Source organism: Litorivita sp. NS0012-18, assembly GCF_040371945.1.
Taxonomy (GTDB): domain Bacteria; phylum Pseudomonadota; class Alphaproteobacteria; order Rhodobacterales; family Rhodobacteraceae; genus Litorivita.
This window is the reverse complement of record NZ_BAABWS010000001.1, coordinates 812,280-823,991: the sequence shown is the minus strand read 5'-3', so window position 1 is coordinate 823,991 and position 11,712 is coordinate 812,280. Positions and strand designations below refer to the sequence as shown.

The 11,712-nt window shown below is 61.1% G+C and carries 12 protein-coding genes; 5 read left to right on the top strand and 7 right to left on the bottom strand.

All coding sequences use genetic code 11. The features are described 5' to 3' along the window. Positions 1–55 precede the first annotated feature (55 nt). Complete coding sequence (locus tag ABWV64_RS03915) at positions 56–643, bottom strand: flavin reductase family protein (protein WP_353342968.1); 588 nt, start codon at positions 641–643, stop codon at positions 56–58. A gap of 152 nt (positions 644–795) precedes the next feature. On the opposite strand from ABWV64_RS03915, the gene ABWV64_RS03910 reads away from it, so the two are divergent. From ABWV64_RS03910 to ABWV64_RS03900, 3 genes are all read left to right on the top strand, one after another. Then, complete coding sequence (locus ABWV64_RS03910; RefSeq protein WP_353342967.1) at positions 796–1,281, top strand: GNAT family N-acetyltransferase; 486 nt, start codon at positions 796–798, stop codon at positions 1,279–1,281. Between the two features lie 99 nt (positions 1,282–1,380). Beyond that, positions 1,381–2,154: an EcsC family protein gene (locus tag ABWV64_RS03905; protein ID WP_353342966.1), complete on the top strand. Its 774-nt coding sequence runs from the start codon at positions 1,381–1,383 to the stop codon at positions 2,152–2,154. A gap of 281 nt (positions 2,155–2,435) precedes the next feature. After that, entirely contained in the window at positions 2,436–3,866 is a 1,431-nt protein-coding gene (locus tag ABWV64_RS03900; RefSeq protein ID WP_353344494.1) for a DegQ family serine endoprotease, read from the top strand. 99 nt (positions 3,867–3,965) lie between these two features. On the opposite strand, the gene ABWV64_RS03895 is transcribed toward ABWV64_RS03900, so the two are convergent. Continuing rightward, complete coding sequence (locus ABWV64_RS03895; protein WP_353342965.1) at positions 3,966–4,442, bottom strand: peptidoglycan-binding domain-containing protein; 477 nt, start codon at positions 4,440–4,442, stop codon at positions 3,966–3,968. Positions 4,443–4,721: 279 nt separating this feature from the next. On the opposite strand from ABWV64_RS03895, the gene ABWV64_RS03890 reads away from it, so the two are divergent. Together ABWV64_RS03890 and ABWV64_RS03885 are read left to right on the top strand one after the other, a co-directional pair. After that, positions 4,722–5,045, top strand: a complete 324-nt coding sequence (locus ABWV64_RS03890) for a 2Fe-2S iron-sulfur cluster-binding protein (protein ID WP_353342964.1) — start codon at positions 4,722–4,724, stop codon at positions 5,043–5,045. Continuing rightward, the gene (locus ABWV64_RS03885) at positions 5,045–5,773 is read left to right on the top strand and encodes an FG-GAP repeat domain-containing protein (protein WP_353342963.1); all 729 of its coding nucleotides are present in this window, start codon (positions 5,045–5,047) and stop codon (positions 5,771–5,773) included. The genes ABWV64_RS03890 and ABWV64_RS03885 overlap by 1 nt, the downstream gene beginning before the upstream one ends. 53 nt (positions 5,774–5,826) lie before the next feature. Here the strand turns inward: ABWV64_RS03885 and ptsP are convergent, their stop codons facing one another. From ptsP to ABWV64_RS03860, 5 genes are all read right to left on the bottom strand, one after another. Further along, the gene (gene ptsP / locus ABWV64_RS03880) at positions 5,827–8,067 is read right to left on the bottom strand and encodes a phosphoenolpyruvate--protein phosphotransferase (RefSeq protein ID WP_353342962.1); all 2,241 of its coding nucleotides are present in this window, start codon (positions 8,065–8,067) and stop codon (positions 5,827–5,829) included. 74 nt (positions 8,068–8,141) lie between these two features. Then, the gene (locus tag ABWV64_RS03875) at positions 8,142–9,380 is read right to left on the bottom strand and encodes an aspartate kinase (protein WP_353342961.1); all 1,239 of its coding nucleotides are present in this window, start codon (positions 9,378–9,380) and stop codon (positions 8,142–8,144) included. A 162-nt stretch (positions 9,381–9,542) separates the two neighbouring features. Continuing rightward, the gene (locus tag ABWV64_RS03870; RefSeq protein WP_353342960.1) at positions 9,543–10,187 is read right to left on the bottom strand and encodes an SDR family NAD(P)-dependent oxidoreductase; all 645 of its coding nucleotides are present in this window, start codon (positions 10,185–10,187) and stop codon (positions 9,543–9,545) included. Between the two features lie 41 nt (positions 10,188–10,228). Beyond that, the gene (locus ABWV64_RS03865; protein WP_353342959.1) at positions 10,229–10,696 is read right to left on the bottom strand and encodes a DUF1178 family protein; all 468 of its coding nucleotides are present in this window, start codon (positions 10,694–10,696) and stop codon (positions 10,229–10,231) included. Between the two features lie 104 nt (positions 10,697–10,800). Further along, positions 10,801–11,274, bottom strand: coding sequence for an NUDIX hydrolase (locus ABWV64_RS03860; protein ID WP_353342958.1), 474 nt, complete (start codon positions 11,272–11,274; stop codon positions 10,801–10,803). Positions 11,275–11,712: the final 438 nt, after the last annotated feature.

Here is an 11,712-nt window from a genome sequence, read left to right as displayed (position 1 = left end):
TCTGCGGGGCCTTTTGTTTTTGCGGGGCCTTTGTTTGTATTGTGCGGCGCGGGGTTTACCGCTCGTCAGGGCGGATCAGCGAGAAAACCTCGCGGATCACCGAATAATCCTTATATCCCAACCGTGTGAGCGGGTTGAATTTGGTGACGTCGAACAACCCGTCGGTCAAGCAATCGGGGCGGATGTGCACACCGACGACCTCGCCGAAGATCGCCCAGTTGTCCGCGCCTTTGAGGCGCAAAATCTCGGTGACGCGGCATTCGAGGCTGGCTGGGGCCGTGGCGACGCGCGGGCAATCGATCACGCTGCATTCGGCTTTTTCGGCGCCCGCATGGGCGAACTCATCGACCTCGCGGGGTAGGGTTTCGGAAGAGGCGTTCATCACATCACGGGCGGAGTATTCCACGACATTGGCACAAAAAACGCCGGTTTCGCGCAGGTTCTCAAGGCTGTCTTTGGCATTGCCGGACGAAAACATCACCTGCGGCGGCACATAGGCGACAGCGTTGAAAAACGAATAGGGGGCGAGGTTGTCATGACCGTTCTTGCTGCGGGTCGAAATCCATCCGATCGGGCGCGGGGATACGATGGCATTGAAGGGGCTATGGGGCAGGCCGTGGCCGTCTTTGGGCTCATAGAACATGAATTTATCTGTCTTTCCGGTCGGTTGCATGGGGAGCATGCGGTGATTGGACGGGCGCGGCGCGGGAAAACCACCTGTTTTGGCGCGACCTGATTGCCCCTCAACTAGCGCCGTGCTAGCCCTGTTTCTAGCGAAATCGTGAGGCATTTGCATTGTTTCAGCTTAAACCCGAGACCCCCGAAGACTGGTGGGAGGTTGAGGCCCTTTATGATCTGTGCTTTGCGCCCGGGCGCGAGGCGCTCTCGTCCTACCGATTGCGCGATGGCGTGCCGCCGGTGGCGGGGCTGTCGATGGTGGCGCGCGACGAGATGGGCATCATTGGCGGCGCGATCCGCTATTGGCCGGTTCGGGTGGATGGGCAGGCGGTGCTATTATTGGGCCCCGTTGCGGTGCACCCCGTGCACCAAGGCGCGGGGCTTGGCGCGCTTTTGATGCAAACCAGCATGGAAAAGGCGGGCGAGCTTGGCTGGCAGCGCATTCTTTTGGTCGGAGACGAGCCCTATTACCGCCGCTTTGGCTTTGCCCGTATCGACGGGGTGGCGATGCCGCCGCCGACAAATCCCGAGCGTATTCTGGCCTATGAACTCCAAGACGGGGCTTGGGAGGGTGTGCGCGGCAAGGTGGAAAAAGCGATGTGATCTCGGGCCGCAGGGGCCAAAGCTTGAAATGCTCCGGCACCGCCCCGATGTTGGGTGCATCTTGTTCTTACTAGTGACCCCCTTGGCAAAGGACACCCGATGTTGATTGAAGATGCCGTAGAAACCGATCCTGTCGATATCGACGCGCAGATCACCGCTTTGGCCAAACGCTACCGCGCCGCGGGCGGGGTCGGCATGCAGGTGCTTAACCTGATCGGCGGGCAGGCCGAAAGCCTGCTCGACCGTTTGCCGGACAGCGTTCGCGCGCGGATGGACGAGGCCACGCGGGGCGCCTTGCAAGTGGCGCTCAAGGCTGCGGGCGAATCGCGCAAACATGTCTCTGACGGGCCAGCATGGCTCAACACGGCGGCGGCGACGGCGATGGGCGCGGCGGGCGGCTTTGGCGGGCTGCCCGCCTCGATGGCCGAATTGCCCGTGACGGTTACGGTGCTTTTGCGCGCGATCCAAGGCGTGGCGGCAGAGCACGGGTTCGACCCCGATGAGCAAAGCGTGGCCTTTGATTGCCTTGAGGTTTTCGCCTCGGCGGGGCCCTTGGCGCAAGACGACGGATCGGATCTGGCGTTTTTGGCGACACGGGCGGCGTTGACGGGGACGGCGCTCAACACGCTTTTGGCTCGGATTGCACCGCGGCTGGCCGCCGTATTGGGCCAAAAGCTGGCGGCGCAAACGGTGCCGGTTCTGGGCGCGGTGGCGGGGGCGGCCACGAATTACGCCTATACCTCCTATTACCAAGAGATGGCCCATGTGCATTTCGGCCTGCGCCGCTTGGCAATCGAGGGCGATGTTTCGCATGATGCGCTGGTCGGGCAATTGGCGCAAACCCTCAAGCGTCTGCCGCGGCGCGACGGCTGAGCGGGCAAGCGGTTCAGGCGCGCAAACCATAGCGCAAATCCGCGCCCTGCCGTTCGTCGGCGGAAACCCCCGCTTTTCGCCTCACGCATCCGTCACGCGCAGTTGACCATGCGCGATAGGCTTTGAGTTGCAGATATTTCTGCCTACATTAGGGTAGGTATCAAGATTGGCGATCGCTGCGCGGTTGCCCCATCCGATCACACCACAAAGGAGATACGGGCGTGAGAGTACAGGCATTGTCCATTCCAATAGAGACCCGCAACGCATTGGCCCTGCGCGTCATGCGCGGCATGTGGTTGTCGCTTCTCGCGGTGATGCTGCTTTTGGTTCAAAGCCTCAGCGCCGCCGCGCGGCCTGAAAGCTTTGCCGATCTGGCCGAGAAAATCAGCCCCGCGGTGGTCAATATCACCACCTCCACGGTGGTTGAAACCAATGCAGGGCCGAACCCGATTGTTCCCGAAGGCAGCCCCTTTGAGGATTTCTTTCGCGAATTTCAGGACCGCAATCGCGGCGGGGACGGCGCCCCGCGCCCGCGCCGGTCTTCGGCGCTTGGATCGGGGTTTGTGATCTCCGAGGATGGCTACATTGTGACCAACAATCACGTCATCGAGGGCGCCGACGAGATCATCATCGAGTTTTTCTCGGGCAAAGAGCTTGAAGCCAAGATCATCGGCACCGATCCGACGACCGATATTGCCCTGCTCAAGGTCGAGGCCGACGGGCCGCTTGAATATGTCAGCTTCGGCGACAGCGATATCATGCGTGTCGGGGACTGGGTAGTGGCCATGGGCAACCCGCTCGGCCAAGGGTTTTCGGTCTCTGCCGGTATCGTTTCGGCCCGCAACCGCGCGCTGAGCGGCACCTATGACGATTACATCCAGACCGACGCCGCCATCAATCGCGGCAACTCGGGCGGACCTTTGTTCAATCTGGATGGTCAGGTTGTCGGCGTGAATACGGCAATCTTGTCGCCCAATGGCGGCTCTATCGGCATCGGGTTTTCGATGGCGTCGAATGTGGTGACGCGTGTCGTGGCGCAACTCAAAGAGTTCGGCGAGACCCGCCGCGGCTGGCTTGGCGTGCGCATTCAGGACGTCACCCCCGACATGGCCGAAGCGATGGGGCTTGAAAAAGCCTCGGGCGCGATGGTCACCGATGTGCCTGATGGCCCCTCCAAAGAGGCGGGCGTCGAGGCGGGCGATGTCATCGTGTCATTCGATGGCAAAGAGGTCGAGGATACGCGCGGTCTGGTCCGTCAGGTCGGCAATACCCAAGTCGGCAAAGCGGTGCGCATCGTGGTGTTCCGCGACGGGAAAACCCAGACGTTGAAGGTCACCCTTGGCCGACGCGAGCAATCCGACGGCGCCGTGCCCGCCGTGCAATCGGGCGAAGAGCCTGCCCCCGAGGTCGAGCCGCAAGAGGTGCTCGGCTTGACGGTCAGCCCCGTCACAGACGAGCTGCGCGAGCAGCTGAGCCTTGATGACACGATCACCGGTTTGGTCGTGATGGATGTGGACGAGGAGGGCGATGCCTATGAAAAAGGCGTGCGCGCGGGTGATGTCATCACCGAAGCGGGCCAAAACAAGGTCGCAACCGTCGCTGATCTTGAAGAGCGGATTGCCTCGGTCAAAGAGGCGGGGCGCAAATCCTTGCTTCTCTTGGTGCGCCGCGCCGGAGAGCCGCGTTTTGTGGCGCTGTCGCTCGAAGACTGAGCCTTGCTTAAATGATTTAGATGGGGCGCCCTGTTCGGGCGCCCTTTTTCGTGGCCTCCGCAGGTTCGAGGAGGCAGGCCGCGCAAACCGCCGCTGCGGCTAACCCTCGCTGCGCGCCACGGCGATCAGCCCGAGCTTTCGCGCCGCCGCGAGTGACAGCACGGCGCTGTCGAGCCCCTGCGCCGCCTGATAGGCGCGGATCGCGCGCAGGGTCTTGGCGCTCATCTCTCCGCTGACCGCGCCGCTGTAGTGCCCGCGTGCGGCCAAGGCGCGTTGCAGGGTTGCGATGAACTCGGGGGTCATCACATCGTCGCAGGGCCGCTCGAACCATGTTTCGCGCCGCTCGCGCAAAATCTGTTGGCGGGTCTCGGTTTTGAACACGGCAGGGGCCAGAACCGTGCCGTCGCTCATCACTTCGGCCGGTTGCAGCATGATTTGCTCGGTCACTGTCTCGATGACGGCGGGCACGTCGTGGCGGCCCCAACAGGTGCCGGGTTTGGCGCCGGGGGGGGCGGGGGCGAAGGCATAGTTCAACTGCGGCGCGGGTTGCGGAAGACCGATTTGGCAACCCGCCAAGGCGCAAGCCGCCAAGACCGCCGCGCCCGATCGCCGCGCCCGTTGTGCAAGGGCGGCGCCGCGCCGCATCGAGGCGCGAGGGATTAGGGCGTGATGGGGCATTGCTCGGACCTCATGCGCGCGGGGCTTCGCCCGCTTTGCGCCGCACTCTACCTGCAAAACCGTTTTCAAGGAAGCATCCATCGCCGCGCCCCCTTGCTCGCGCAAAAGAGACTGGAACAGGCGGGCCTGCGCGGGTAGGACTGCGGGCAAGAATTTTGGTTTAGGAGCACCGCAAAAATGGCAAAAATCACTTATGTCGAGCATAACGGCACCGAACATGTGGTCGATGTGGCCGCAGGTATGACCGTCATGGAAGGCGCGCGCGACAACAATATCCCCGGTATCGAGGCCGATTGCGGCGGGGCCTGCGCGTGTTCGACATGCCACGTTTATGTGGATCCGGCTTGGGTCGAGAAAATCCCCGCCATGGATGACATGGAAGAGGATATGCTCGATTTCGCCTTTGAGCCCGACCCCGCGCGCTCGCGCCTGACCTGCCAGATCAAGGTTACCGATGAATTGGACGGCTTGCGCGTCCAGATGCCCGAAAAGCAGATTTGATGGCAAAGGGCGGGCAGGCAGTCGGTTTGCGCGCTCTATGCGCGCTGGCCTTCTTGGGGCCTGCCGTAGCTTTGGCCGAGCAGGGGGCAAAGATCACATCGGCCGCCTATGAGGGGCCGACGCGCGCCTATGATCACGGCATTTTGGGGGACGCGATCGAGTGGACGCAGCTTGCCCTGGGCCTGAGCGACGGGAGCAAACGCCGCATCCGATTGCCGCAAAATCATGTGTTCGAGGACACCGCGCCGCGTTTGGTTGATGTGGACGGGGATGGCGCGCCCGAAGTGATCACTGTGGAAACCCGCTTTGACCTCGGCGCGCGGCTGGCGATCTATGACGAGAACGGCTTTGTCGCGGCGGCGCCCTTTATTGGCCGCACGCATCGGTGGCTCGCGCCGGTCGGGGCGGCGGATCTGGACGGCGACGGGGCGGTCGAAATCGCCTATATCGACCGGCCGCATCTGGCCAAGACCCTGCGCATCTGGCGCTATGAGGCGGGGGCGCTTGAGCTTGTTGCCGAGGCGGGCGGGGTGACCAACCACCGGATTGGCGACGCGGATATCGCGGGCGGCTTGCGCGATTGCGGCGCGGGGATCGAAATGGTCACGTTGAATGCCGATTGGTCGCGGATCATGATCAGCACCTTGTCGGACGGGCGCATTGCGCGCCGCGATGCGGGCGCGATGACAGGTGCACCCGCGATGGAAGCGGCGTTTGGGTGCCGCTAATTTTCAATTAATATGAGCGGGTTGCGCTTTGAAGCTCATGCGATGCATCAGCTTTAGAGGTCGAGAAATTCCTCAACCGATTTGCGCACCGATTGCTCGCCCCGATGGCGCGCATCGTGGATTACCTTGCGCAGCTTGCCAAGGTCGGTGCGCCGCAGCAGCGATTTCACCGGACCGATGGACGCGGGCCGCATCGACAAGGAGCGCAGCCCGATCGCGGCAAGGCAGGCGGCCTCGACGGGGCGGCCCGCATCCTCGCCGCAAAAGGACAAGGGCGTGTTGGTGTCGTCGCAGCGCTCCACGATCCGTTCGAGGAAGGTCAGAAAACTGACGTTGAGCGTGTCATAGCGGCGGCGCACCCGCTCGTTCTCGCGGTCCGCGGCAAAGAAGAACTGTTTGAGGTCATTGCCGCCAATCGACAAGAACCCGACCTCTTCAAAGAATTTGCGCGGGGCAAAAGCCAAAGACGGCGTCTCCAGCATCGCCCCGACCTGCAAATCCTCGGGCACCGGATGGCCGAGCAAGCGCTCGCGGTGCTTGGCCTTTTCCAGCGCAAAGCAGGCCTGGGTGTATTCCTCATATTGCGCCACAAAGGGGAACATGATCGACAGGGGGCGGCCCTTGGCGGCGCGAAGCAGCGATTGCAATTGCATCCGCATCACCCCCGGTTTGTCGAGCCCGACGCGGATCGCACGCCAGCCGAGCGCAGGGTTCGGCTCGTCGTTGGGCTTCATATAGGGCAGCACCTTATCCGAACCGATGTCGAGGGTGCGAAAGACCACGCGCTTGCCCTTGGCGCTGTCGAGAACGCGGCTGTAGAGCGCGGCCAATTCACCGCGGCGCGGCATCTGGTTGCGCACGAGAAACTGCAATTCGGTGCGAAACAGGCCGACCCCTTCGGCGCCGGAGTTTTCAAGGCTGGGCAGGTCGGCCATCAGCCCCGCATTCATCGTCAACTGGACGTGGTGGCCATCAAGGCTCTTCGCGGGTTTGTCGCGGATCGAGGCATAGCGTTCGACCGCTTCGGCCTGCATGGCGATTTTGTCTTGGAAGGCGGCGACAACGGTGTCATCGGGGCGCAGATGCACGATGCCCTGATCGCCATCAACCATGATGTGGTCACCGTTGAGCGCCTCTGTCGTGATGCGCGCGGCGTGGATCACCAAAGGAATGGCAAGGGCGCGCGCGACGATGGCCGCATGCGATCCGACCGAGCCTTGTTCGAGCACGATCCCTTTGAGGGAGCGGCCATAGTCGAGCAGTTCCGCAGGGCCGATATTGCGGGCAATCAGGATCGGGTCGGCGGGGATTTCCGCCCCTGTCTCCGAGCCTTGGCCGGTCAGAATGCGTAAGAGACGGTTGGACAGGTCATCGAGATCATGCAGCCGCTCGCGCAGATACTGATCATTGACCGAACTGAGCCGCGCGCGGGCGGTGGATTGTTCTTTCTCGACCGCGGCTTCGGCGGACAGGCCGCGGCTGATGTCTTCTTCCATCCGCCGCATCCAGCCTTTGGAGTTGGCAAACATCCGGTAGGCTTCGAGCACCTCAAGTTGGTCGGTATTTTCCCCTTCGGCGGCGGTGTCGAGCATGCGGTCCACCCCGACGCGCAATTCTTCGATCGCCTCATGCAGGCGGATCATTTCTTTGTGCGGATCGTCGGCGATCGGGTTGGTGACGACAACGCGTGGCTCGTGCAGCCACACATGGCCCGAGGCGGCGCCCTCTTGGGCTGTGGCGCCGCGAAACAGCACCGGATGCTGGTGACGGGCGGACAATGCGGCGCCTTCGCCGACAAAAACGCCCAGTTCGGTCATCTCGGCCAAAACCATGGCGACCACTTCGAGGGCGTAAATTTCATCCTCGGAATATTGCCGCGCGGTTTTCGATTGCACCACCAAAACGCCGAGCATCTCGCCAAGCCGCTGGATCGGGATGCCCGCGAAGGAGGAGTAAATTTCCTCGCCGGTTTCGGGCATATAGCGAAAGCCCTTTTCCGACGGGGCATCGGCGCTGTTGATGATCTTGCCGGTGCGGCCCACACGGCCCACGAGGCCCTCGCCAAGGCGCATGCGGGTTTCGTGGACGGCGGCGGCTTTCAACCCCTCGGTCGCGCAAAGTTCGAGCGTCTCTTCGTCGCGGAACAGGTAGATCGAGCACACCTCGGTGCGCATTTCTTCGGCGATCAATTGCGTGATCTGGTCGAGCCGCGCTTGGCCCGCGCTCTCCACGGCCATGGCCTCGCGCAGGCGGCCCAGCATTTGCCGGCTATCGGTCTGGAAGTCCTGTGCCATTGCTGCGCGTGCCTGCCCTTTTGTGCTGCGGCCCGTCCGAATATGCCCGCCCCTTGGTGGGGCAGCCTTTCGGTTTAGGCAGCTTTGTCCAGTTCAAACGCATCATGCAGGGCTTGAACCGCAAGTTCCATATATTTCCGGTCGATCAACACGGAAATCTTTATCTCGGAGGTTGCAATAACCTTGATGTTGATCCCCTCGTCGGAGAGCGTTTTAAACATCTTGGCGGCGACGCCCGATTGGCTGCGCATGCCGATGCCGACGGCGGAGACTTTGCAAACATGAGTGTCGGCGACGAGATCGTGGAAGTTGATATCGCCTTTGGCTTTGGCATCATCCATCGCCTTTTGGGCGCGCGCCACCTGATCGGTGGGGCAGGAGAAGGTCATATCGGTGCGGCCTTCTTCGGAGATGTTTTGAATGATCATATCAACATTGATCCCCGCATCCGACAGCGGGCCAAAGATCGCGGCGGCGATGCCAGGGCGGTCGGCGACGCTGACCAAGGTCATTTTTGCTTCATCGCGGCTATAGGCGATCCCAGAGACGACATTGCTTTCCATGATTTCATCCTCATCGCAGACGAGCGTTCCGGCCTCGTCAGATTGTTCTTCAAAAGAGCTCAAGACCCGCAGTTTGACCTTATAGCGCATGGCCAGTTCGACCGAACGGGTTTGCAAGACCTTGGCACCCAAAGAGGCCAGTTCGAGCATCTCCTCAAAGGCGATCTTGTCCATCTTGCGCGCCTTATCGCACACGCGCGGGTCGGTTGTATAAACGCCGTCCACATCGGTATAGATATCGCAGCGTTCGGCATCAAAGGCGGCGGCGAAGGCCACGGCGGTGGTGTCCGATCCGCCGCGCCCCAATGTGGTGATGCGGCCTTCGGGGCTAACCCCTTGGAAACCCGCGACAACGGCGACCCGCATGCCTTCGGCGAATTTCGCCATGATGTTTTCGGGCGGGATGTCTTCGATCCGCGCTGCCGAATGGGCCGATGTGGTTTTCACCGGCACTTGCCAGCCTTGCCAGCTGCGCGCGGGCACATCCATTTCCTGAAGCGTCAAGGCCATGAGGCCCGCCGTGACATTCTCGCCCGAAGAGACGACCGCATCATATTCACGCGCGTCATAGAGCGGCGAGGTCTCGTTGACCCAGCCCACAAGCTCGTTGGTTTTGCCCGACATGGCCGAGACGATGACAATCACGTCATAGCCTTTGGCAACCTCAACACCCACGCGTTTTGCAGCGCGTTTGATGCGGTCGAGCGTGGCGACAGAGGTGCCGCCGAATTTCATTACGAGAACGGGCATAGAGCTATCCCTTGCAGGCAGGTGTCTTGGCAGTGATCTTAGGTCGCGGGCGGTTTATGCGAGCAGGGGCCGCGTGGCAAGGGGCAAAGCCGCGCAGGGCGGCGCGGCGCGAGAGGCCGTTTGTGGATAGGCGCTCCTTGGGGCGCGGCGCTCCGATGCCGCCTAGTAGGGGTGTGCGCGCCCGTCCCATGTCTCGAAACAGCCCGTGGTCTCAAGGCTGAGCGCGTCAAAGCGTGCCCGCAACCCGCTGGCGGCCTCTTCGGGGGTGATTTCGGCAGCGGCGCCGCCCATATCGGTTTGCACCCATCCAGGATGATAGATGCCGACTGCGATGCCAATCCCTTTGAGATCTGCCGCGAGGTTGCGCCCGAAATTGAGCGCAGCCGCCTTTGAGGCTCGGTAGGCGTAGGAGCCACCTGGTGCGCGGGTGTCGCTGGCCATCTGCGACGAGATGATGGCAATTTTCGCGCCGCTTTGAATTTGCAAATTGGGCAGCAGATTGCGCACCGTCAAATAGACCCCCGTGACATGCACGGCGAAAGATTGCGCAAATATATCAGGCGTATAATCGGGGAACTTCATGCCCTTATCTAGGTAGACACCTGCATTGCACACGAGCAGCGACAGCGGCTTGGTGTCTAGCTTGGCGGCCAATCTGGTCTGCGCCGCCTCATCGGTGACATCGAGTGCCATGAACGGATCTGCGCCCTCGCGCGAAGTGCCGATGACCGGCGTTTGCGCGGTTTCATATTGACGATAAAGCTGACGGCCGATGCCGCGATTGGCGCCTGTGATGAGAACGGTCATGGAGAACTCCTGTCGAGATCACGGGCAATTGCGCCCGCGGATCAATTTGTCTTTCGGTCGCTGCGAAACGGCAAGGGCGCGACCTCTATCCCCTCATCTATCAGCTTTTTTGCCTCGCTCAGAGAGGATTCGCCATAGATCGGGCGTTCTGGCGCTGTGCCGTTTTGGATGGCGCGGGCCTCTTTGGCGAAATCCTCGCCGACATAATCGGAATTGGCTTCGATATGGGCGCGCAGAGCTTTGACCGCTTGCTCCGCCGCGCTTGCGGGGGCGGAGAGGGGGCGGTCAAGGGGGCGCGGCGCGGGGGCCTCCACGGTCTCGACCTCCTTGGCACCTTTGGAGCGCGCGGTGCGAACACGCGGGGCCATCACGGCTTTTTCCACCTTTGTGCTGCCGCAAACGGCGCAGGTAACCATTTGCGAGGCAAGCAATTTATCGAAGGCCGCAGCCGATTGAAACCAGCTATCAAAACGGTGATCCGCGGCGCATTTGAGATCAAAACGTATCATGGTGTTTGTTCGGTTCTGGCAAAGGAGGGGCGCAGATCGGCCTTGACGCGATATAATCGACCTGCGCGGCGCGCGCAAATCAAGCTTTGGTATGTCGTGTCAGGCTACGAGCGGTCTTTGGGGCGAAAGCGCGCGATCAATGTCGCCAGCTCCGGCTCGCGCACCTTACGGGCGGCCTTTTTCGGGCTCATCCACTTGCGTTTGCGTTGTCCGGACTCGGGGTAATCGAGTGCTTCGGATTTTACACGTAGGGGATAAACCACGACGATGCATAGATGTCTTTCGCCGCTATCCATCAATTTTTCGTATGAATACAATCCGATGCTATGATCCGATCCGCTGCCCTTTACCCCTGCTTCTTCCCATGCTTCGCGCGCGGCAGCGCGCGCGGGGGTGCGTTCGTGCATGGGCCAGCCTTTGGGCAAAATCCACCGCCCGCTGCCGCGCGAGGTGATCATGAGCACCTGAAGCTTGCCGTCTTTTATACGGTAAGGGAGCGCCGCGAATTGCGTGCGAAATTCGCTCTTCTTTCCACCTTTGATCGACAGGGGAGGTTGCTTGGTTGTCAGTTGGTGCATCGGCCCGACGGGTCCTATCGAAGCGTGTTTGTTAGACCATAGCCAGCACAATGCGCGGTGGCCAGAGATAGCAGCATTTGCGCGCTAAAGTGGAGCATTTCGAGGATCATTGGCCTGCTGTGGGTTGTTTATTTTCAAGCAAAAACATAATTTTATCCCCATAAATTTCCAATAAATATTCTTTTTCGATCATTCTTGGGGGCGTGCAATGACACGCGCCGATACGGTTTCAATAGCGCGGGTGCAAAGGAGTTCCGATGATTTGATGCACCGATGGGGTGCCGCTTTTACTCGCATTTCCGAATCGAATTTCGTCAGGTGCGATACAGCGACGCGGCATCCTTGCGGGTAGCCCCCGATTTCATGTTTTATTTCTTGTGTTTAACGGGCCAATATAAACGCGTTTGATATTTTTAACCGTTTAGTTCAATGGTGGGT